23 protein-coding genes are annotated in these 21,617 nt (G+C 61.4%); 10 read left to right on the top strand and 13 right to left on the bottom strand.

The window, feature by feature from the left end:
- Nucleotides 1-474: 474 nt before the first annotated feature.
- The 10 genes from ABH939_RS32155 to ABH939_RS32110 all read right to left on the bottom strand — a co-directional run bounded on the left by ABH939_RS32155 (nucleotide 475) and on the right by ABH939_RS32110 (nucleotide 8,200).
- Nucleotides 475-915 (bottom strand): hypothetical protein, encoded by a 441-nt coding sequence (locus ABH939_RS32155; RefSeq protein ID WP_024488231.1) that lies wholly within the window; start codon nucleotides 913-915, stop codon nucleotides 475-477.
- A gap of 727 nt (nucleotides 916-1,642) precedes the next feature.
- Nucleotides 1,643-1,888 carry a hypothetical protein gene (locus ABH939_RS32150; RefSeq protein WP_021343300.1) on the bottom strand — a complete coding sequence of 82 codons (246 nt, stop codon included), beginning with the start codon at nucleotides 1,886-1,888 and terminating at the stop codon, nucleotides 1,643-1,645.
- A 229-nt stretch (nucleotides 1,889-2,117) separates the two neighbouring features.
- Nucleotides 2,118-2,552, bottom strand: a complete 435-nt coding sequence (locus ABH939_RS32145; RefSeq protein ID WP_157838978.1) for an ATP-binding protein — start codon at nucleotides 2,550-2,552, stop codon at nucleotides 2,118-2,120.
- Nucleotides 2,553-2,762: 210 nt separating this feature from the next.
- Nucleotides 2,763-3,005 (bottom strand): hypothetical protein, encoded by a 243-nt coding sequence (locus ABH939_RS32140; RefSeq protein ID WP_151097306.1) that lies wholly within the window; start codon nucleotides 3,003-3,005, stop codon nucleotides 2,763-2,765.
- Between the two features lie 187 nt (nucleotides 3,006-3,192).
- Nucleotides 3,193-3,426: a hypothetical protein gene (locus ABH939_RS32135; protein ID WP_151097308.1), complete on the bottom strand. Its 234-nt coding sequence runs from the start codon at nucleotides 3,424-3,426 to the stop codon at nucleotides 3,193-3,195.
- 303 nt (nucleotides 3,427-3,729) lie between these two features.
- Nucleotides 3,730-4,092, bottom strand: coding sequence for a hypothetical protein (locus tag ABH939_RS32130; protein WP_241064932.1), 363 nt, complete (start codon nucleotides 4,090-4,092; stop codon nucleotides 3,730-3,732).
- Complete coding sequence (locus tag ABH939_RS32125) at nucleotides 4,041-4,361, bottom strand: hypothetical protein (protein ID WP_230587713.1); 321 nt, start codon at nucleotides 4,359-4,361, stop codon at nucleotides 4,041-4,043. Before ABH939_RS32125 ends, ABH939_RS32130 begins: the two co-directional genes overlap by 52 nt.
- A 264-nt stretch (nucleotides 4,362-4,625) precedes the next feature.
- Nucleotides 4,626-4,922, bottom strand: coding sequence for a DDE-type integrase/transposase/recombinase (locus ABH939_RS32120; protein WP_372510035.1), 297 nt, complete (start codon nucleotides 4,920-4,922; stop codon nucleotides 4,626-4,628).
- Nucleotides 4,923-6,149: 1,227 nt separating this feature from the next.
- Nucleotides 6,150-7,187 (bottom strand): methionine synthase, encoded by a 1,038-nt coding sequence (locus tag ABH939_RS32115; RefSeq protein ID WP_151097310.1) that lies wholly within the window; start codon nucleotides 7,185-7,187, stop codon nucleotides 6,150-6,152.
- Nucleotides 7,188-7,207: 20 nt separating this feature from the next.
- Entirely contained in the window at nucleotides 7,208-8,200 is a 993-nt protein-coding gene (locus tag ABH939_RS32110; protein ID WP_151097312.1) for a putative oxygenase MesX, read from the bottom strand.
- Between the two features lie 125 nt (nucleotides 8,201-8,325).
- Here ABH939_RS32110 and ABH939_RS32105 point away from each other — a divergent pair, with 125 nt between their 5' ends.
- The 5 genes from ABH939_RS32105 to ABH939_RS32085 all read left to right on the top strand — a co-directional run bounded on the left by ABH939_RS32105 (nucleotide 8,326) and on the right by ABH939_RS32085 (nucleotide 12,222).
- The gene (locus tag ABH939_RS32105; RefSeq protein ID WP_151097314.1) at nucleotides 8,326-9,273 is read left to right on the top strand and encodes a LysR family transcriptional regulator; all 948 of its coding nucleotides are present in this window, start codon (nucleotides 8,326-8,328) and stop codon (nucleotides 9,271-9,273) included.
- A gap of 444 nt (nucleotides 9,274-9,717) precedes the next feature.
- Nucleotides 9,718-10,254 carry a DUF2637 domain-containing protein gene (locus tag ABH939_RS32100; protein ID WP_241064933.1) on the top strand — a complete coding sequence of 179 codons (537 nt, stop codon included), beginning with the start codon at nucleotides 9,718-9,720 and terminating at the stop codon, nucleotides 10,252-10,254.
- Nucleotides 10,190-10,813: a hypothetical protein gene (locus ABH939_RS32095; RefSeq protein WP_241064934.1), complete on the top strand. Its 624-nt coding sequence runs from the start codon at nucleotides 10,190-10,192 to the stop codon at nucleotides 10,811-10,813. Before ABH939_RS32100 ends, ABH939_RS32095 begins: the two co-directional genes overlap by 65 nt.
- An 87-nt stretch (nucleotides 10,814-10,900) precedes the next feature.
- Entirely contained in the window at nucleotides 10,901-11,557 is a 657-nt protein-coding gene (locus ABH939_RS32090; protein WP_151097316.1) for a TetR/AcrR family transcriptional regulator, read from the top strand.
- Nucleotides 11,554-12,222 carry a TetR/AcrR family transcriptional regulator gene (locus ABH939_RS32085; RefSeq protein ID WP_151097318.1) on the top strand — a complete coding sequence of 223 codons (669 nt, stop codon included), beginning with the start codon at nucleotides 11,554-11,556 and terminating at the stop codon, nucleotides 12,220-12,222. The genes ABH939_RS32090 and ABH939_RS32085 overlap by 4 nt, the downstream gene beginning before the upstream one ends.
- A 117-nt stretch (nucleotides 12,223-12,339) precedes the next feature.
- Here ABH939_RS32085 and ABH939_RS32080 read toward each other — a convergent pair whose 3' ends face one another.
- Nucleotides 12,340-12,573 carry a hypothetical protein gene (locus ABH939_RS32080; RefSeq protein ID WP_151097320.1) on the bottom strand — a complete coding sequence of 78 codons (234 nt, stop codon included), beginning with the start codon at nucleotides 12,571-12,573 and terminating at the stop codon, nucleotides 12,340-12,342.
- Between the two features lie 17 nt (nucleotides 12,574-12,590).
- Between ABH939_RS32080 and ABH939_RS32075 the strand changes: the two genes are divergently transcribed.
- Both ABH939_RS32075 and ABH939_RS32070 read left to right on the top strand, forming a co-directional pair.
- Nucleotides 12,591-13,097 (top strand): hypothetical protein, encoded by a 507-nt coding sequence (locus ABH939_RS32075; protein WP_151097322.1) that lies wholly within the window; start codon nucleotides 12,591-12,593, stop codon nucleotides 13,095-13,097.
- 381 nt (nucleotides 13,098-13,478) lie between these two features.
- Nucleotides 13,479-14,282, top strand: a complete 804-nt coding sequence (locus tag ABH939_RS32070) for a hypothetical protein (protein ID WP_151097324.1) — start codon at nucleotides 13,479-13,481, stop codon at nucleotides 14,280-14,282.
- A gap of 272 nt (nucleotides 14,283-14,554) precedes the next feature.
- Here the strand turns inward: ABH939_RS32070 and ABH939_RS32065 are convergent, their stop codons facing one another.
- The gene (locus ABH939_RS32065; protein ID WP_151097326.1) at nucleotides 14,555-15,496 is read right to left on the bottom strand and encodes an SMI1/KNR4 family protein; all 942 of its coding nucleotides are present in this window, start codon (nucleotides 15,494-15,496) and stop codon (nucleotides 14,555-14,557) included.
- Between the two features lie 1,156 nt (nucleotides 15,497-16,652).
- Nucleotides 16,653-17,153 carry a recombinase family protein gene (locus ABH939_RS32060; RefSeq protein WP_241064936.1) on the bottom strand — a complete coding sequence of 167 codons (501 nt, stop codon included), beginning with the start codon at nucleotides 17,151-17,153 and terminating at the stop codon, nucleotides 16,653-16,655.
- Between the two features lie 350 nt (nucleotides 17,154-17,503).
- On the opposite strand from ABH939_RS32060, the gene ABH939_RS32055 reads away from it, so the two are divergent.
- From ABH939_RS32055 to ABH939_RS32045, 3 genes are read left to right on the top strand one after another with little or no spacing between them, the layout of a single operon-like run.
- Nucleotides 17,504-19,183, top strand: a complete 1,680-nt coding sequence (locus ABH939_RS32055; protein WP_094610787.1) for a Mu transposase C-terminal domain-containing protein — start codon at nucleotides 17,504-17,506, stop codon at nucleotides 19,181-19,183.
- Nucleotides 19,184-19,187: 4 nt separating this feature from the next.
- Nucleotides 19,188-20,126, top strand: a complete 939-nt coding sequence (locus ABH939_RS32050; protein WP_094610788.1) for a TniB family NTP-binding protein — start codon at nucleotides 19,188-19,190, stop codon at nucleotides 20,124-20,126.
- Between the two features lie 17 nt (nucleotides 20,127-20,143).
- On the top strand, nucleotides 20,144-21,355 hold the full coding sequence (locus tag ABH939_RS32045) for a TniQ family protein (protein WP_241064937.1): 1,212 nt from the start codon (nucleotides 20,144-20,146) through the stop codon (nucleotides 21,353-21,355).
- Nucleotides 21,356-21,617 lie beyond the last annotated feature (262 nt).

Genomic DNA, 21,617 nt, shown 5'->3' with positions numbered 1-21,617 from the left:
GTGTCTGCGTGCCATGATTCGTGAATTTCCTCCTGTGCCCATTATCGGACACGAAAGTCACACAGACACTGGACTTCTACACAGGGACCCAACCAGAACCTTGGCATCGATGCTGGAGTCGCTCCGTAAGAGAAGCAGCGTCAGTGCTACAGACTGTGCGTCGTAAGGTTGGTCTCTCACGGCGTGCAGAGCCCGCCGGCGCAGCACTCACATGTGAGCTGGCGGGCACCACCGTTTTCTGGCGGCATTGCCTGAACCGTCTGCATCGACGAGTCGTGGACCACCGTAGAGAATAGATGTGGTGGTCAGTGGCCCGCCGAGGAGAGTGTCGGCTCCCTCGGCGGGCCGGTGGACTTCTGCGGCGAACCGTGCGGTTCGAACACGCCCGAAGCCGGCCGAGGCGACCGTCCTGCGACCGTGAGAACTGGTTCCCGATCGGTGCCGCTCTCAAACAGTGCCGGATCAGGGGCGGCCCTACTTGGTCGCCAACTCCGGGCACCGGTATGCCACTGCTCTTTCAGCGACACGAGTCATCATCTCCGCACTGACCCCGGTCTCGGTCGCCATCGCGGCGGAGACGGCCCCCAGTGCTCCCGGCCCTTGGGCGTTCTCCATGTCCAGACACACGATGTTCGACATCTGCTGCGCCGCCACGACAGTGACTTGCTCCCCGGTGATGGAGGCGAAATCGGCAGCGAGTTGGGCAGCTTCCTCGGGGCGTTGCTGGATTTGCGCTTGCGCGCCCTCGTTCATCATCTCCCCGAATTCGTCTGTAGGAGCGGGGGCGGAAGAAGATGCGCCGACAGTGGGCACAGCAGATTCTTGCAACTCCGGTGGAGTCTCGTCCTTGTCTGCGCACGCGGTGATTCCAACGGCTATCGCGGCAACGACCAGCAACTTCTTCATGCTGGTCATCTCATCAGAGAAACCCGCGCACGGATACCCGAGCTCTCTTTCTGCACGTGGATTCCCTCGTGTGAGTGGGCGTCGATGGTGGACTCGAGGAGGTCGACGGACCACGGGTTCTCCGGAGCAATGACCGATCCTTGAGAGGTCCATTCCGGTTCTCGCAGTCCCGGTGCTCGAAACCAGCTGTGCTGTTCTCGGAACTGATTTTCTTGGCAGGGTCTTCTCGGCGAGACCCCTTTTCGGTCCTTACCCGGTTGCAGCATGAGGCGACGGTTGCGGTGCTCGCACGAGCGTCAGCACGACGGTAGACAGGGTGCCCCTGCGGCTTGCATCTTCGTTGGCATCGGGCAGCCGCGCCAAGCACAGCTCGCGGTGATGCTGTTGGACCTCGTGACGCTCCCGGGGCGTGATCCAGTCACCTTCGTAGACGAGATCTCCGCAGTATCGGCACCGCGTAGAGAAGTAGCCTGTGGCCGGATTCGGTGCGTTGATCTTCGAGATTCTGCACTCCTCTCGCGTAGAAGGGGCCCTGCCTCCGTATCGACGTCGCCGTCGTTCCGCCGGGCCTCCCTGGCAACTGCCGCACGCTTCAGGTGGCTGCAGCGTCCCCGTTTCGCGCAGTGGGGCTGCTCAACCGGAGCGTATCGAACGTCATGCGGATCATCCGGGAAGGGACGGCGCGCGAATCTTTCGAATACGTCCCGGGTAATCCGACGGAACGGCGAGGTCGACCCTAGGCGGAGTGAAAGGTGTATCGCCGGCTCATCGCAGCGAGGGCCTCGTCGTCGTCGTCGGAGAAGGCAGTCGCCTGCGCCCAGATCAACGCTTGCAGGTAGTCCTGATGGCGTTGGAGAAGTTCGTCGGTTGAAAGCCCTGCATACAAAGAATCATTCGGTCTCTCCTCGGCCCTGGCGATGCCGGCGAATTGCGCCAGGTACGCCGCGAGAGCAGCAGCACGGCGACGACGACTTGCAGGCATGAGTTTTCACCTCGGCTTCGGAGCGGATGCGACTACGAAGCCGAGGTGACCTCACACGCATGTACTCGAGCAACTCGTCGACTCCACTACCCCCCACAGCAATACCAGAGCTATCGACACCACATCGACGATCGTTACAGTGAATGAAAAAATGTAATGGATCGCATGCCGGAACGGCCCCGGGAACGTGTCGGGTCCGGTGCGTCTCGATCCGGGTGATCGGCGGCACTCACCCGCCTGATGGGAAGGCTTTTTCTACGCTGATGGTGACGGACAGTTCGTTCGCCGCGGGTGGTCTTGCGGGTTTTTGGTCGAGTGTCGCGTTGTCGACGAGGGCGGCGAGCACGAACCATCCGAACGAAGAACTAAGGGCGTCGACCGGAGCGTGGGTGGTGGCGGTCAGGTACACCCGCAGTGAGCCGGGACCACTGTCGACGACGCACACCACAGCGCTCGCGCTGCGGGCGTGACTGACGAGAATGGCAGCGGCTTCGTCCACGGCGAGGACGAGATCATCGAGTGCATCCCGCGAAAGAGGATGACGAGACACGACTGTGCGCACCATCGACCGGAGCATCCACAGGTGGTCGGGAGAGGCCGGAACGGACAGCGACAGGGACGAGGCGGTCGGTGAGACGGTCGCCTGCTCGAAGCACATGGGCATGGGGCTCCTGTTACACGAGAAAAGGTGCGAACCCCTGCGATGTCCGCGATCGCACCCTCGAACGAGGAATTTGATCCCCCGTCCAGTTAACCGGAATGTGTAGGCCCCAAACATGGGCACAGCTCAGCAAGAAGGGCACACGTCGCCGACTGCCGAGGCGACCCTCTGCGCGTCGAGGTGACAGCGATTTCGTGTCCGCACGTTTTTCCGTCAGCTCAGAACTGCGGTCACTTCGGATTCCATGAGAATTTCAGGTTGGACGATGGACGAGCCGAGCTGATTGCAAGAGGATGCACCGGCACAATCACACCGTGCAGTGCATCGCCCGGACACCGGTGCAGCTCCAGCGCGTGAGAGGCCCTCGGTGGCCAAGGCGGTGATCAGTTTCAGAGAACGACTGAAGGTTCGGCGCGACATCATGACCGAGACGATCGCGCTGGCCGGAGCCGGCATGATGCCTGTGTGTGGGGCGCCGCACTCTCGATGAATTTTGCCGGACATCCGCATCAGCCGCGGAGCCGACGAACTGCGAACCGGATTACGGTTGTCTTTCAGCTAGGTCAGTGCTTCGCTCAGCGCTTCACCGCTCTGGCGGGTGCCGTCGGTGGAGGCTAATGCCGCGCCGTCGGGATCGGCTTGTTCAGGGGTGCGGGTTCCTGCGTGGTGCGGGTTGGATCGTTGCTTCGAGTCGGGTGAGCCGTTGTTCCAGGGCGCTGGTGACAGCGAGCAGTCCGAGCAGGGTGGGTTCGGTGATGTCGCGACCATGTTGGGCGTGATCGAGCAAGGTGGTGCGTAGAAGCTGGCACATGGCGGCGTCATCACTGATGGGTAGTTGTTCGAGTGGGGCGGTCAGACGCTTGGCGGGGAAGGTCACGGGTAGCTCCTGCACATGTCAATCATGCAGGCACAAGAGATGAAGTGACTGCCTGTCGTGGGGTGGGTGGTGCGCTGGAACCGAGGCGGAAAGCAGCGCACCACGAGCAGGAATGTTACTGCGTCAATGCTGATCGGCTGGTACCCCGGGGGTGAGAAATGCTCTTGCCCTGCGGTCGGCGGCGACCTCGGCGCAGGGTTGGCTAAGGACGCTGGGCTCTTCGGAGGAGCGGCATCGACGGCGTTCGACGGAGTGGCAGATTCGGTGAGGGGCGTAGTAGCAGCTCCGTCTACTTCTCGGTGCTCAGCGTGAGTCGAGAGTGCGCCACAGTGGCGGGGTGTCGTCGCTGTTGGCGAGGGTGCGGATTCCGTCGGCGTCCTGGGCGAGGATGTCGGCGAAGTAGGAGCGGTTGGCTTCGTCGAGTCCGTCGGGGAGGTTCGCGCCGCGCAGGATGGATGCCGCGGCCGCATCGAGGTACCGGGCGATGCGGAGGAGCAGTGGACGTGGGGTGGGAACGAGGGAGGTGTGAGCGTCGGCGGTAATCATGCCGAGGGTCGAGAGCAGTGACAGGCCGGTGACGGCTTCGATGTCGTCGAGGTTGATGTGGGCAACTTTCAACGCTTCGGCCAGTGCTGCGGTGGTGAGTCCGACGGCGGCAAGGGGCATGAAAATATGTGTTCGAATGCGATGAGGTCGGCGCCGGGGGCTTCGTCGGAGAGCGAGACCGCCAGTGATTGGGCGAATGCAAGGAGACGCTCTTCCGTGAAGGCATTCTGCGCGGTACGGCGACTGATACCGATCAGTGTCATGTGTTCGGAGATTTTGTCGGCGAGAATTGTCTGTGCTTGGGCGTCGGTGACGGTGAGCCCGAGGTCGAGCAGAGCGGCCCGAAGTTCGGCCGATCGTGCGGCGAGCCAGATGGATCGCGGTCTCATCACTGCTCCCGTGAAGGTGAAAGTTGTGTTGTCGAGGTGAGCTTAGATCGACCGTCATCGAGCGAACACAGGGGACGCTTGAAGACGCCGAGAGATCAGTCGAACAGTAGGGGTCCCGTCCTGGGGGATTGTCACATTAACGTGAATGTTCGGTGACACGGTGTGTTCGGATGCGTGGTGATACAACGGCCTTGTCGCAGGCGCCTTTTCAGGCGGCGACGGCGCTACCGGTAGCCTCGCGCCATACGGCGAACTGATCAGCCATCACCTGCCGGTACTCACCGGCCGACAGCAGCCCTTGAGCAGGTTTCGGAAGAACTGTTTGGCCGCGTTGGTATTTCGACGGGACTGAACTAGCACGTCCAGGACTGTGCCGTCTTGGTCGACGGCATGCCACAGGTAGTGCTGAACTCCGTTGATCCGGACGAAAACTTCGTCGAGGAACCACTTGTCGCCGGGGCGAGCACGGCGGCGACGCAGCCGATTCGCGTAGGCCTGCCCGAACTTGTCACACCATCGCCGGATCGTCTCGTAGGAGACCACGACACCACGTTCGAGCATGAGTTCCTCCACGTCGCAAAAGCTCAGCGTGAACCGAAAATCGTGAACCGAAAATACAGCCACACACAATGGTCGATGATCTCGGTGGGGTAGCGGTGACGCTTGTACGACGGCGCGGCGGTGGTGGTCACGATCGAAATCGTGCCAGCTGGCCCTCGATAGCTCGTCAACGTGACAATGCCTCGGGCCCACTCCCACCGGGCACAGATGTGATCAGACGGGCCTGCTTAGCAGCGCTGGAATACTTGACGCCGCCGATCTTGCAGGAGTGATCGTGGTGGAAGAATGAGGGGATGCGCCCGAACAGGTAACCCGACGGTTATCTGCATGGGCTGGAGTTCCTGGGCGGGGTGTACCCCGATGATTCGAGGGTGATCGCCGAGCGCGGGATCGTGGCCGCGCTCGATGATGATGATGATGATGCGTTCGTGCTCTTGCTTCGCTTGGTCGGACCAGATGCCCGGCGTTCGCGGATGAACTGTGGCAGTTGATCAGTGGTTTTCTGAACAGTCGCCGCGTCGAGGAGTTGTTCGGTAGCTCGGAGAATGCCGGTTGGCGGATCTCAACACAGAGAGGTCCGAGATACCGCCCACCTCCTACTCGACCGAGGATCCAAGGTGAGAGTGCCTGACGGCTACCATCGTGCCAAATAATTCAGGAAGAACGTGCCACATAATTCCGAGACTCACACGGTGGTGCTCGTTAATTTTCATGATGCGTTTGACTTGCGTGAAAGCCCAAACAGTGGCGTTCGGTACGCCCGAGGCGTACCCGACCGGCCGTTGCATAATCAGACGGACCGATACTGAGCCGCAACCGGACGCGTAGCTTTCCCGTTCGAGATGAACCTACGACCACCTGATGCTGACGTGCAGCGGCATATCGATCGGAGGCCTGTAATCCGCCGATTCTGTCGTCATCACTACCTTTACCCCAGGAGACGATAGCTGCGATCGGTACTTGCCCACCGTGTCACCACAGCTCCCCAACCGAACAAGGCCGCTGGCCCTTTCGGCGGCTGGCAAAACACACCTCGTCACCCCCGGTCACTGGTTTCTGACCACTCTGCGGTGGACCGGCCCAGAACTCGCCCCTTCGGCCCGCCAGTACGGGCTTGATCACAGCCCCCAAGTCATCGGGAATCTCGTCGACGCGCAACACATACCCCGTATCACGCATCAAACATTGAGCAGCCCGCTCTTAACCGGTGAGATGAGGCCCAACAGGTTAGGGCTTCGCGGTCGATAGCTCGTCACGAACGATGCGCGTACCCGCGCTGAGCGCGCTCAACTTCGCCAGTGCAATGTCCCGGGAGAAGGGCGCCATGCCGCAATTCGTGCTCGGCAGAAGCTTGTCCGCGTCGACGAACCTGAGAGTGTTCCGGATAGTGGCGGCGACTTCCTCCGGAGTCTCGATCTTCTCGTTCGCCACGTCGATGGCACCGAGCATGACCTTCTTGCCCCGGACGAGTTCGACGAGGTCGATCGGGACATGGGAGTTGTGGCATTCCAGCGAGATGATGTCGATGCTGGACTGCTGCAGGAGGGGGAACGACTCCTCGTACTGTCGCCACTCCGAGCCGAGGGTGGCCTTCCAGTCGGTGTTCGCCTTGATCCCGTAGCCGTAACAGATGTGTACTGCAGTCTCGGCGCGTAATCCCTCTGTTGCCCTTTCCAGCGTCGCCACGCCCCAGTCCTTCATCTCATCGAAGTAGACGTTGAACGCGGGCTCGTCGAACTGGATGATGTCGACCCCCGCAGCCTCCAGGTCTCGTGCCTCCTGGTTGAGGATCGTCGCGAACTCCCACGCCAGCTTCTCGCGGCTCTGGTAGTAGCCGTCGTAAAGCGTGTCGATCATCGTCATGGGGCCGGGGAGTGCCCACTTGATCGGCTGATCGGTCTGCTGCCGGAGGAATCTCGCGTCGTCGACGAAGACCGGCTTGGAGCGGCTCACTGCGCCGACCACGGTGGGCACACTCGCGTCGTAACGATTGCGGATCCGAACCGTCTCGCGCTGCTCGAAGTCGACCCCGTCGAGATGCTCGATGAACGTCGTCACGAAGTGCTGACGGGTCTGCTCTCCGTCGCTGACGATGTCGATGCCGCGATCGCTCTGTTCCTTGGCGGCGATACGCAGTGCATCCTGCTTGCCTTCGACCAACTCATCGCCCTGCAACTTCCAGGGCGCCCAGAGGGTTTCAGGCCGGGCGAGCCACGAGGGCTTGGGCAGGCTGCCAACGGTGGACGTGGGCAAGATCTGGTTCATGGTCGACTTTCCTCCGATGGTCATCCGACGAGAACGGGGAAGCGGGCGGCCCACTGTTCGAGTAACTCGCGGTGGGGCTTGACAAAGTGGTCTTCCGCGTACTTGCCCTGCTTCGTTGCCAGCTGACCGCGTTCGACGCGGTCGTAGACGATCGGGGTAGGCGAGTAGTCCTGCTGATCGAGGGTCGGTCGGTAGATCTCAGCGGCGGGCGAGTTCGCGTTGTAGATCTCCGGCCGATAGATCCTCTGGAAGGTCTCCATCACACTGATCGTGCCGATGAGCTGCAGGTCGGTGTAGTCGCTGAGCAGATCGCCGCGGAAGTAGAACGCGAGCGGGGCGACACCGCCGGGCGGCAGGAAGTACCTGACCTGCAGCCCCATCTTCCCGAAGTACTCGTCGGTCAACGAGTAGTCGTCCTGCTGGTACTCGACACCGAGGGCCGGATGGTGATTCCCGGTCCGGCGGTAGGTCCGGCTCGTGGACACACTGATGCAGATCACGGGATCCACCGCGAAGCACTCCCTGTAGGCCTCGGAGTCGAGGAAATGTTGGAACAGTTTGCCGTGCAGGTCACCGAAGTCGCCGGGCACGGTGAACTCAGAGGTGCCCTCGTTGACTGCCGGCAGTCGAACACTGAAGTCGAAGTCGCGGACGTAGGAGGAGAAGTTGTTCCCGACGATCCCCGGGAATCGTGCGCCGGTGAGGCGATCGACGATCTGAATATCCAGTACCTCGATCAGGGGGAGCCGGTGATCCGCGCCGTCCGAGCTGAACTGCAGCTCCGCGGAGACGATCTCGAGCTCGACGGCGTAGCGGTCCAGGCCCGGATTGCCCCGGCTTGCGAGACCATTGAACCGGTCATTGATCATCGCCAGGGTTCGGCGGAGGTTCGGCTGACGGTGTTCGCCTCGGGCCAGGTTGGCGAAGTTCGTGGTGGTCCGAGAATGCTCCGACGGCGAGTAGTCCTCGTCGAAGCGGGTGGTGGTGATGCTGAACGTGAATTCGTTCGACATGAACGTCCAATTCGGGTCTTGATCGGCCAGGCTCGGCCTTGCGGAAAGTCTCTGCCACTATCCTGCAGTCCCAGTTCAGTCATCGGGTAACTAACATTTCCTATGGTCCTCTATAGCATTTAGCTATGGTACGAGAATCCAGAGGCATCACACTGCAGCAACTGCATTACTTCATCGAGGTCGCGGCGGAAGGGTCCATCACCGGCGCCGCCGACCTTCTCTACGTCGCCCAGTCGACCATGTCTGCCGCGATGAAAGACCTGGAATCCCGAGTGGGACGCACCCTCCTCACTCGATCGGCCCGGGGGGCGACGTTGACCGAGGAGGGCGCGGAGTTTCTCGGCTATGCCAGGCAGGTCGTCGAGCAGATGTCGCTGCTGGAGCAGCGCTACCTCGGTCAGCCACCGTCCCGTCGGCTGCTCGGAGTCTCGGCTCAGCACTACTCATTCGTGGTCGAGGCGTTCATCCGGATGGTGGACTCCGTTGACGCGGCACAGTACGAGTTCTCGCTTCGTGAGACCCGGACCTGGGACATCATCGAGGACGTCCGGATACTCCGCAGTGAGGTGGGCATCCTGTACCGCAACGACTTCAACCGGAAGGTCATCGACAAACTCCTGCGAGATTCCGGCCTGGTGTTCCGCCCGCTCTTCGCCGCGGTGCCGCACATCTTCATCTCCAGACAGAACCCGTTGGCCTCCCGAGATCGCGTCGCTCTCGATGATCTGGCCGACCTGCCAAGGCTCACCTTCGACCAGGGCGCGAACAACTCGTTCTATTTCGCCGAAGAGATCCTCTCCACCCTGTCGAGCAAGCGGGAAATCCGGGTCTCCGACCGCGCGACAATCTTCAATCTCATGATCGGACTCGACGGCTACACGATCTCGACCGGCATCATCAGTGACGATCTCGACCCCGAGATCGTCGCCATCCCACTCGACGTGGACGAGAGCATCGAGATCGGCTGGATCAGTCATTCCGGGGTCCCGCTCACGGCGCAGGCACAGCGCTACCTCGCCGAGGTGCGTGCCGTCGTCGCCGACTACGGAATCGAGCTGCTCGACTCTCCGTGAATCGGGCCGCGAGTGCGGATCACGGTCGGCGACAAGGCGCGGATGGAGGGAACGGACCACGTGATGGTCGACGGCAACGGTGTGAAGTCTCGCTTCAACGGCTGGCGGCCTGCGTCTACACCACTGCGGAAATTTCCCGGGGGTCCCACAGGCGACCGCGTATCGCAGGTACGCGGTCTGGGGGGAGACACTGAGGTGCTCCGACTCCACGCGAACGCACAGGGGTTCGTTGCAGCGGTGTTCGCAGACTCTTCCATCGGCTAGTTTGTCGTTAATCAGGAGCGCGAAAGATCGATGCTCGATGCTCGGTATGTCTTGCGCGCCGATGAGATTCCCGATGACTTGTGGGCTGTGATCGAGCCCGTTCTGCTCCCCCCACTGGCGGGCCGAAGGGTGCTTCCGTGGAACGACCACCGGTTGCCCCTGGAAGGAAAGAACCCAGTCATGACCGGCTTTATCCTTCGGGCAGCTCGTATTCAGCTAGGCGCATTGCTTGCTGCACTCGCACTCGCGATCGTCATTGCGCTTGGTATCACCACCGGCGCATTCGTACTCTCCTTCGCCGTACAACGCGACCTCGCACGGCAAGCACTGCTCCTCGAACACCTGACCTGGATCTTCCCTGCGATCGTCGACAGCGCCATCCTCGGCGCCACCATCGCGATCGTCATCATCAGCAAGCTCAACATGAACAAACGCGACAGAGGCTTCTACATCGCCCTCGCAGTCAGCGTCGTCGTGATCAGCATCCTCGGAAACGCCTACCACGCCTATCACGCAGCAATCGCTGCACAGGAGTCAATCGGTGGTGGGGGAGACCTCGGGTTCATTCCACTAACGCCGGCCATTGCGGCGGCCATAGCGATCATTCCGCCAGCCCTGGTCTTGGCATTCACCCCCCGAAATCTCAATCCTGGTGAAGGCAGTCGGATTGGCGTACGCCGCTTACCGTTCGATCGTCGAAAGTGCCACCGACAGTGAGGATGCAAAGAGTATTGCGTCTGACCTCACCGTAGGCCGGGGACCGATTCGCGTCCCTCAGCGCCGCGAGAAGTTCGCCCACAATATTGCGGAGCATCGTGAGTCGGATCTAGACGTGGACGCCAAAGCGGTGGATGCGAAGGCCGGCAACGAGGACGCTATTGCGGACTTTGCGGAGCCGTTTTTCGTGGACGAAATGACGAACGAAGGCCTCGACGAAATCCTCGATCCCCAAGACGCCGCTACGGAGCCAGCCCGTCGAGACATCGAAGGAACACAGGGCGAAACGGAGGCGGGCATAGACGATCTCATGGCCTTCATTGCCGGGTCGGATCTCGCGAAGAACGTGAAGGACACGGCAGTCCGCAAGCTCACGAACCCGAACCTCACGTGGGAGACCATCGCTTTGGAATCGAAGCCGCCTGTCGCGACATCGACAGCGTGGCGCCGGTACGAGAAGTTCGATACCGCAGCCCGAGAAGCAGGCTTCGACAGTCCGCCATTGCCCGACCTGCGAGCCGCCGAGAACCCGATGCGCAGCGAACTCACCACTGTTTGACCCACACGCACCGATAAGAGGGGTGGCCCCGACAGTGCTGTAACACCGTCAGGGCAGGCCGATGACCACAGAAAGCATCTGTGACCAATGAACGATCATAACGAGCTCTCCGAAGACATCGACCACGGTAAGACCGGCCGACCACCGATGCAGCCACGAGCGAAAGTCACCCGCGAAGCGATCCTCGAGGCGTCCGTAATCCTATTCAGCAAAACGGGATACGCGGGCACCACCATCGACGACATCGTCACACTCGCCCCGGTCACCAAGGGAGCGATGTACTTCCACTTCTCGAAGAAGGAATCCATCGCGAGGGAGATGCTTGGCCGCTGGTCCGACGCAGTCACCGCGACAGTCGGGAAAGCGATCGCAACCGGTCAACTCGCCGACCGGCAAGTACTGATGATCTACCGCGAACTCGCCCGCCGCACCCAAAACGAGGCGATTATCCGCGCCGGCCTCATCCTGTCTGTCGACAAGTCGCTCAGCGGCGCCCGAGCCACCTACGAAGCGTGGACCGCTGCGATCGAACCGATCGTCGTCGACGCGAGTCGTTCCCGCGCCCTCGACTCCGCCGTGTCGTGGATTGCCGATACTCTCTGCGCCGGTTTCGTCGGCGCTGTGCAGGTTGCCGCCAGCCTCGACGAGAATCACACCATCAGCAGGCGGGTCGATGATCTACTGGTGATGTGGCGTGGAACGGACCCGGCCGCCGTCCGCATGGTCGAAGGAGCATCCCTGTGAACAGCCCCGTCGAATCGGCGAACGTCCCGGAAAACGCTGCCACCACGACAACCCACCGGATCGGTCGCGTCCCCGGCAGTAAGAACTCGGCAATGCAGGACCGCGCAGTGCGAACACGGGAAGCGATCATCGCCGTCGCGGCCCGGCATTTCGACACCGACGGCTACGGCCACATCAGCATGAACACCATCAGCGCTACCGGAAAATTCGCCAAAGGCGCGATGTACTACCACTTCCCATCCAAAGAAGCGATCGCGCAGCACCTCATCTCGGACTGGAACCGCACCCTCGACGAAACCATCAGCGAAGCACTGACATCCGGTTCGAGCAGCACGGCAGGGGAGAAGCTGGCAGCGATCTTCACGTCCCTCGCTCGTCAGATTGCCGAGGACACCAACGTGCGGGCCGGAATGAAACTCACCCTCGAACCCGCCATCGACAACGCGGCCGGGTTCGCGCACTGGGTCGACGCCGTCAATGACATCATCGACACCGCCATCACCGACGGCGAACTCACCAACACGCTCACGACACACCGACTCGCATGGAACCTGTGCGCCGGCACCCTCGGAGCCGTCAACGCATCAGCGATCCTGCACGAAAACGTCGACCTCACAACCCGCATCGATGACGTGCTCACCATCCACCTGTCCGCCACACACTGACGCCAATATCCGCCTTCCCCTGAACACCGAAAACAGAGAAACACTAGGGCGACTTCATGCCTGACCGCATTGCACCCAGCGACCTCTATCTGCAACTGCACGGCCAACTCGGAGTAATCAACGATCTGCTTCACCGAGTTCGCCGCCAGCGCCGCCGATTACAAGCTGTACGACCCTGAAACCCTCGAAGCGGACACCCTCGGCGACGCCACCACAGGGCCCGAAACTTACGAAGCCGTACTCCGCGAACTCGACCTCGTTGACACCGCGCTCAAGGCAACCGACGCCGCCTACAGGCGCGTCCTTGACGAAGCCAGCCGTCTCTACTTGAAAGACTGACTGCCAGGACATCATTGGAGGATCTGCGCTTGACCGACACGCGAGTACACCTCACAGAACCCCTACCTGGGCTTCCCATCTACTTGACCTTCTCCGAGATCAAGCATCTACCAGACCTCACCGAGATATTCCGACAGGCCACCGAAGAAGTTACGGCGGGTACAGATCCCGAGACCATCGCCACGCGCATCAAAAGGAAAGCCAGATTCGCCAACTCCCTCTTCGAACAGGCGATGAACTATCGATACATCACCCAGTCGGGAGACTCGTCCAGCTTGATTTCCACAAGTCAGCCCGGATGGATCAACATCACCGTTCATCCCCACAACGCGGGGGAACTGAGAGTGATCGACAACTTCTTAAGCGCCCACGACGAGCTCTACCACGCGAATGCCCTGGACACAGAGACCAATCGCCCCATTCTTCTGGTGTCTTCAATAATGGATGAGACCTTCGAATGCAGGCGCACGACGAAGAGAGTCCTCGTTGTCCCCCTACATCGGATCGGTTCATTGGAAGATCTGCACGACTGGTGAATGAACACACGCGGTGCCGAAATTGTCTGCCCCGCCAAGTAACCTTCACGATGCGACGAGAAGCAGGTCGCCACACCTGCCAGACCGACGATCACTCGACGGTCCCGATCTGTAGGGAACCCCTCGGATCGGCAGCTGTGTGGCGACCTGTTTCTAGTTCGACACCACACCGGGGATGATGCTTCACGGGCACGTATCGGCCGTCCTGACGAATGACCTACCTCATTCCAGAAGGTCGGATGAGGCAGTTCGCGAACGAGTTTCCTTTGGATGACGTCCATCGATGCCACCGGATAGTGCACACTGCATCGTGCACCTTATTTCCCCGTCCTTGGTTACGGGTTCACCCGCAATTACCGCTATCGAAGGACGGAAAGAGACATGACCGGCGAGGAAACACGGTACGAGTTCACTGAGATAAAGGCGATCCGCGGCACTGAGTCGAAAACGATCACAAGCAAGCAGCAGCAAGGCTGGGAGTTGGTCACCCAACAGGAGGGCCGCCTGCGAACCACCATGACCTTCCGTCGGCCAAAGCCAAAGCCCCCCTGGCGATTATGGGCCGCAGTTGGCGCCGCCGGTGTCATCCTGGCGGGTATCCTCACCGCCGGAGCGCTATTGGAAGACGACAGCAACGCGTCCACGACCGACACCGCGGCAGCCTCGAGTGCCGAGCAGTCCTCCCCGCAGTCTGCTCCGGAAAGGCAAGCGGAACCCTCCTCGTCGGTCGACCCGATGATCTGCGCCGGGAAACTGGGCGGAATTCCATGCAAGTTCGGCCAGACCGCGATCTACAGCGACACGGTGCGGTCGGGCGAGGTGAAGCTGGAGATCACCGTGGGCGCACCGGTCGAGTTCACGCCGAGTGAGGACGCGAGCACCCTGTATGACCGGCCGTTGGAGCCCGTGAGCGTCTACTTCCCGGTCACCGTCAAGAACACATCGCCGGAGTTGGCAGTGGGCATGATCTTCGGCCAGGCCACCAACGCTGAACAGGGCGAAACCGACATCAAGTTTGTCAGTGACGGCGACATCGAGGGACTCGCGGTCGCAGGTGTCGCGGGGATGCCTGTGGGCGAGACGATAAGCGTCAAGGACGGCTGGACCATGACAACGCTTGAAGGTGTCGAGTACCGCGTGAAAATCGATGGCCTAGCCGGCTACAGCATCAAGTTCACGCCGTGATCCTAAGATGACGGGCTAGCTCGCCGGGAACGATCGTTACCGCGACCGGCACATCCGCAGCCTGTCCACACCACCGCCAGCTCTGCACCGGTAGCCGCATGAGCGGGTGCAGGGTCGGGCATTCGGTCAGCTGGTCACCGTTCTCGCGGGGCACTGGCTCCTGCAACCTGGCTTCGGGTGACCGAAACCGTTGGCAAATATGAAAAGGACCTTCCTCGTCGACGACACCTGCCACTCCAGGAAAACACTCGAACAGTCTTCGGCGGCCGCAGCTAACGTCTTATCTGCCAGTCGAGTTCGCCATCGGTGATAGACGACAGCCACATGCGATCGAAGACGGTCTCACCCGCCAGGCTGTCGGCGAGGTCCGTCAGCATGGCACTGATAGACATCCACTTGGGGCCGTCCTCGTCGCTCGAGTCGCGGCTGTATTCGGTAACGCACCCATGCATCGGACCCGGGCGGGTGTCGACGAACCAGAAGTATCCATCCAATCCAGCGAACGGAATGTACTCCTCGATGAAGGAGTAGGCAGGTGTTCCCGCGGGTTGCGCTGACGCATTCGCGTCGACCATCTCGGGTTCTTCGGCTGCCAAGCCCGCCCAGACCTTGACCATCGATCGGCGTGCACCGTGGATCTGTTCGACGGTCAGCAATGCGTTCAGCGGCAGTAGCCGATAGGGCGCACCGGAATACAGCGTCAGAAACTCGACGAGCTCGTCCGGCCAACCGTCGGTTCCCGTCAACTCCTGCGGCGGCACACAATTGTCAGCCGCGTAGTCCGTGTTGACCGTCAGCCAGGCTTCGATGTCATGCCACGCCTCGCGTACCGAGCCTGCGGACGTCGGGCTCAGTGTCGGGATGGCATCGATCTCGCGATGACGGCGCTCACGTTCGGCATCGGCGGCGGCTTCGGCAGCGTAGGCGGCGGTGATTCGAGCGACGATATCGTCGACGCTGAGTTCAGGATCGATGATGCCCTGGACCTGGACGTAGTTTCGGTTCACGTGGAGTGCGGTGCGGTCGATGAACGGGCCCGACTCTTGGGCCATGTAGGCCCGGGCTTTGACGACCATGTCATGCAGGGCGGCCTCGTGTGTCTGCGAGCGCCCAGCCAGAGGCACCGGACGATTGTCTGCCGTGAAGACGCTGATGCGCCAGGTGAATTCGCCGACGGCGTCGCCGTCGGGCCACTCCGATGAAACGATGGTCACTGAAGTTCTCCTGGTCTCTGTCGAATCCGGCGTTTCAATTCAATCCGGCGTTTCAATTCTATGGTGACGACGCTATCCGCCGAACTGAACGTGGGTCGCGACCATGGAAGGATGCTGAGATGCGTACGTTGATCGCAGCGGGGGCTGCAACCTTCTTGATAGGTGGTCTTATCTGCGTTGGCTTCGTGCTTTGGTGGCTCGGACAACCGACTCAATGTGCTTCGTACGCACCTCTGACATCGCAGATCACGGATCCGGCCAACTTACCTACGATTTCCCTCTGCCCTGGCAGTGATGAGAGCCCGACGCTGTATCTCATCGTCGGGCCACTGGCCAGCGCTGCGGTCGGAGCGCTCACCGGGTTCGTTGTCTGGCGCAGCGGAGTTCAGTTGTCGCGCACCCGGTAATTTTTACCCTTCTCACCACGGACCTCGCGGCCTTGCATTGAAGCGGCATGTGCTTCGCAACGGCACCAACCCGAATTCACCACGCATGGAAGCGACACCATGGGGTTGTCGAATGCTGGCACATCCGTCGCTGCACAGCGGACCTTGCTTCCCGCATTGAGATCCTCAGTGCGACACGTCGAGACGCGCCCTCTTACATCCGAAAACTACTGCAGTCCAAGCAGCTTGACAACGCGCTACCGCTACCTGTGAAATTTCTGCCGTGCACCTTTTCTGGATAGTTGCCCTCGTATTCGGCGGTCTTGTTGTTGGTTTCTTGATTTTCGCCTTCGGCTACGAAAAGTGGGCAACGTCCAAGATGATTCGCGAGCGCCGTGCCAGGAACGAAAGACTGCTTGCCCACCAGAAAGCGGAACGGGAAAATCGCGCGTTCTCGTCCGGGCACGACTCAGGGGTTTACGGCGACTACATTCCGGTGGATCCTGAGACCGGCGAGCCGATACGAGTGACGCGACCCGACCGAATCAAGCTCACGACCGACCAGTTCAAGCGGGAGCATCGTAGGCGCGGTGATCTCACGGAGTAGCCGCGAACATGTCTTGTTCAGGGAGGCGGTCTATTCCACTATTTCGGGAAGACTTCGCTGTGACTTTCGGAATTATTTGGCACGTTTTCTCCGAATTATTTGGCACGGAGAACGCGACGACATCTGCCGAGCGTTGACGTGACGGACTGACTTCCGGCTAGTTTCAGGGTGCCGGGAGCGCTCCAGCTTCCCGTTCGGTGCGGGCCAACTCGATGTTCGCGTACAGCGCTGAGCGCTTCAAACCTGTGTTCCTGCACAGTGTTTCAATCTTGAACTGCCCAGTCTCATACGTTTGCAGCAGGTACGCGCGCTCTTCCGGTGTTAGCTTGTGCTGACGGCCCTTCATCTTGCCGGCCGCCGCCGCCGCAACAGCATCCCTGGTCCGACTCCGGATCAGATCGGACTCGAATTCGGCCATCAACCCGAGGACACCGATGAACATCTTGCCCATCGGATCGGTCGGATCGTAAATCTTCCCGTCGATCGACAACGCCACACCTTTGGCAGCGAGTCGCTTCACCGTCTCGTGAAGATCCCCCGCTGACCGAGAGAGCCGGTCGAGTTTCGTCACACAGAACACGTCGCCTTCGCGGGCCGCGTTGATCGCATTGTCGAGTCCGGGCCGCCGAGTCTGCCGGCCACTGATTCCGTGATCGACGTACACCCGGTCGCGATCGACACCCTCCTTGGCAAGAAGCCGACCTGAATCGACGAATCCTGAGCCGTCGTACTCACACGCGCGTAGCCGATCTTCATTGCACTCCCGATTTTCGCCGTTCAGACGTCCCGGACACAAACTGTCCGCTAGAAACTATGCCATAACGGACGAATCCAACGGACACATATATCGGACGAAAACGCGAGAATTTCCCCACGTCAATTTTGTCAATTTCAGAAGACGGCTGCACTCTTTGCAGGTGTTTCGAGGGTGAGTGCAGTGGTCTTCTGACATCCTGATGTCAGAAGTGCGGTGCACGGTCGCACGTTCGGCTCTCGGTGACAGGGAGGCTTGTGATGGACCCTGACAAGCTCGACGTCGTGGAGACCGGTGTGCTGACCGCGTCGGGGGAGCGGTGGTCCCAGGCCGAGACCCGTTTCGCTGTCCTGGCTCCCTTGCTGGAGATGCATCCGGTGCGTTTGGAAGCGGTCGACGATGCCGCGCAGCGGTTGGGGTTGTCCAGGCGGCAGGTCTACACGTTGGTCGGCAGGCTCAGGAACGGGACGGGGACAGTCACCGATCTTCTGACGAAGGTCTCGTCGGGTGGGCGTGGCCGCAGCCGAGTAACGGCCGAGGTCGAGGACGTGATCGGCGATCATCTCACCCGATATTTTCTTCACCGTCAGAAGCTCAGTGTCGCTGCGCTGCATCGACGTATCGCGTTGGCGTGCCACCGCGCGGGTCTGCCTGTGCCGGCCAGAAATACCGTCACCGCGCGTATCGCCGCGCTCCATCCGGCATCGGTGGCCAGGTCACGCGGAGGACCCGATGCCGCCCGCCCACGTCAGTCCGCCGGCGACAGTCCACCGACGGTGTCGGGGATTCTCGATCAGGTCCAGATCGACCACACCGTCGTCGATCTGATGGTCGTTGACGAGTACGAGCGGCAACCGATCGGCCGCCCCTACCTGACGATCGCCATCGATGTCTTCAGCCGTTCCGTACTTGGGTTCGTCGTCACTCTGGAGCCGCCGTCGTCGATATCGGTCGGGTTGTGCCTGGGCCGCGTGTGCTGCGAGAAACAGACATGGCTGGAGGCATGCGAGTTCGCGGAGCAGGTGCACTGGCCGATGGCAGGGAAGCCGAAACAGTTGTATCTCGACAACGCCTCCGAGTTCAAAAGCGAAGCGCTGCGTCGCGGATGCGCCCAGCACGCGATCACACTCGAATACCGTCCTCCGGGCCGACCGCACTACGGCGGGATCGTCGAACGCATCATCGGAACGGCGATGACGGCGGTGCACGAGCTGCCTGGGACCACCTTCTCGAACCCCGCGGACCGAGGAAGTTACGACTCGGACAAGCACGCGGCGTTGACATTGCGTGAGTTGGAGCGCTGGCTGGTCCTGGCCATAGCCTCGTATCACGCGAGCGTTCACACAGGGATCGGGAACACTCCGGCCGCCGTGTGGGCCGGCGCGGTCGCCGCAGTTGGTCATGCCCCTCGTGTGGTGCTCGGCGAAACCGCGTTCCTGGTGGACTTTCTTCCCGTCATCCGGCGACGTCTGACGCGCACGGGCTTCGTTCTCGATCACGTGCACTACTTCTCGAACGCGCTCAAACCGTGGGTTGCGCGGCGAGAGGATTTGGGGCGGTTCGTGATACGACGTGACCCACGCGATTTGAGCAGAATCTGGGTCCTCGAACCAGAGGGTGCCGGCTATGTCGAGGTGCCGTATCGGACGATGTCACATCCCGCGGTGACACTGTGGGAGCACAGAGCTGCTATCACTCGTCTCCGCGAACAAGGTCGGTCGAACGTCGATGAGAGCGCACTGTTTTCGATGATCGAGCAGATGCGCGAGGTCACCGACCGCTCGCAGAAAGCTACCCGCAAAGCCCGGCGCAACCGTGCCCGCCGTATGCATCTCACCGGCGTCGCGTCTGCACCGATCCCGGCGATTCACCCGCCGGAGGAGCCTCGAGCGGACGGCGGCACCGCAACGCCGGTCTTCAGCGACATCGAGGAATGGTGAGGCGATGACCGCATCGATGGGAAGCAGCGACGAACCCACCGAGTCGTCCGGCGAGGGTTTGGGGCACCTGCGGGAGTCGGTTCGACCGCTCACCGTACTCGACGATGCGGAGCGGATCCGGTTGATCCGGTCGGAGAGGTGGATCGGGTATCCGCAGGCTCGTACGGTCATCGACCATCTGGAGACGTTGCTGTCGTGGCCGGACCGGCAGCGTATGCCGAACCTACTGTTGCTCGGTCCGACGAACAACGGCAAGTCGATGATCATCGAAAAGTTCCGGCGCACTCATCCGCCGATCAGCTTGTCCGACCGCGAGCAGATACCGGTGTTGTGCATGCAGATGCCCCCGGACCCGTCACCTGGCCGGTTCTACCTCGCACTGCTCACAGCGTTGGGAACACCGACCCGACCACGCAATCGGGTCCACGAACTCGAACAGCAAGCATTGATGCTGCTCCGCGCCACCGGCGTACGGATGTTGATCATCGACGAGCTCCACAATGTTCTCGCCGGCCGCGACAACGTCCGCCGCGAATTCTTGAACGTGCTGCGATTCCTGGGCAACGAACTACGCATTCCTCTTGTCGCCGTCGGAACCCGCGACGCCTACCTCGCCATCCGGACCGATCCTCAGCTGGAGAACCGATTCCACCCCATGACTTTGCCGGTCTGGACCAACACGGCCGACGCCAGATCACTGCTGGCCAGCTTCACCACGAGCTTCCCCCTCCGCAAACCCTCGCACCTGACATCACCGGAGATGACCGACTACCTCCTCACTCGCTCCGAGGGCACCATCGGTGAACTGACAACGCTGCTCACTGCCGCAGCAGTGACCGCCGTCGACAGCGGAGAGGAAGCGATCACCTCATCGGTGCTCACGCGCACTCCGTACGTCGGCCCCACGGAGCGCCGCCGCCAGTTCGAGCGCCACCTCGCATGAACGCGCGGCTCGCACCTATGCCCGATGATGCGTACGTTCGCCCGTGGCCGCTGCACCCGCAGCCACTGCCAGGTGAGGCCCTCTCGTCCTGGTTGGCCCGGATATGCGAGCTGTATCCGCACATCAGGCCTTCTGACCTGCTCGCAGACGTCGATATCGATTGTGCTGTCGAGGATCTCGACCGCTACACACCGGAGCCGATACTTGCCGAGCTGGCCGTTCGCGGCGCAGTTCCGGTAGAGAGGGTACGGATGATGACGTTGGCGGGGTGGACACCGTGGCTGCTCGACAGCACCGACCCCGCCGACTGCGACTTCGACACCTACGTCCACCAATTTTCGATCCTGCTACCGGCCGACCTCGCGAGGGAGGATCGACGACGCCGCACACCCACGAGCGAGGCATGGTTGCCGTGGGCTAGCACTCCGCGCAGTCGGGCATGCCCGGCATGTGTCGACAGCCTCGAATCCACTGCTGATATCAACATGACTCTGCTGCGTCAATATCCGGTGCTGAGCAGCTGCCTCGACCACCGTTGTCGACTCGAACCCTGCTCTGCTTTCCCTGGTCATGCGATCTTCTGGGATCAGGTCCGGTTCGGTTCGGACGAACGGGTCTCGCCCGTTCCGGTTTCTTCAGCGGTCACGGACCTCGATCGGCGCAGCACCGAGGCTCTGACGACGGGATGGGTGGAACTCGGCTCAGGCCGGGTACATGCCGCAGTGTGGTTCCGGCTTCTGCGCACCGTCGTCGACGAAGTGTCCTCGCCACTGGTTCGCACCGGACGGTGGGCGACGAGACTCGTTGCGATATGGAGGGCCGCCGGTCGTTCTCGCCCGTTGCGGACCGCGTGGGTTCCGTTCGAGGACCTGCACTGGGACGAGCAGGCGAAAGTCCTCGAGGCCGCAGCGATCGGCATCGCGATGGTCGAGAGCGGTGAGATCAATGCCGGCGGTGCGCACGCATCTCTGCTGCGCCCACGACCCTATGAGCCGGTCGATCCCGGGACACCTCCGACGCGCTCGTCCTATCCCGCACCCGAGCGCGATTTATGGGCTGACGCGCACGCTGCAGCCGAGGCCGCCATCGAGGCAGCGCGCGTCGATCCCGCATCCGCCAGTTCGTTGTACAACTTCCTGCGCTGGGGGTGCCGCACCGCAGCGGAGCTGGATGAGACGGTGCGACTGTTCGTCGACCACGGGATCCCGCTGCAACATCCGCCGACGTAGTTCTCGCCCGATGGAGCGGGGTCGTCCGCGACGCACACGCGGCGATGGCCGACAAGGCCCGTTTTGGCGGCGGTGTCACAGTCACCAACGTTATTTGTGCGGTGACCGACGAGAATTTTCCTTCCCGCACCGTAGACCCACAAACCACCAGCTGAGCGTGGTTTTGGTGTCCTGGCTCATTGCATCTGATGCGAACTCAGTGAATCTGATCTTTTAGTACGCCAATGTGATGCGGACTCAGTGCATCTGATGCCAATGTGTC

This window comes from Rhodococcus sp. 27YEA6 (genome assembly GCF_044908235.1).
Classification (GTDB): Bacteria; Actinomycetota; Actinomycetes; order Mycobacteriales; family Mycobacteriaceae; genus Rhodococcus_F; species Rhodococcus_F qingshengii.
The sequence above is the reverse complement of the archived record's forward strand: the minus strand, read 5'-3'. Positions and strand labels throughout refer to the sequence as shown.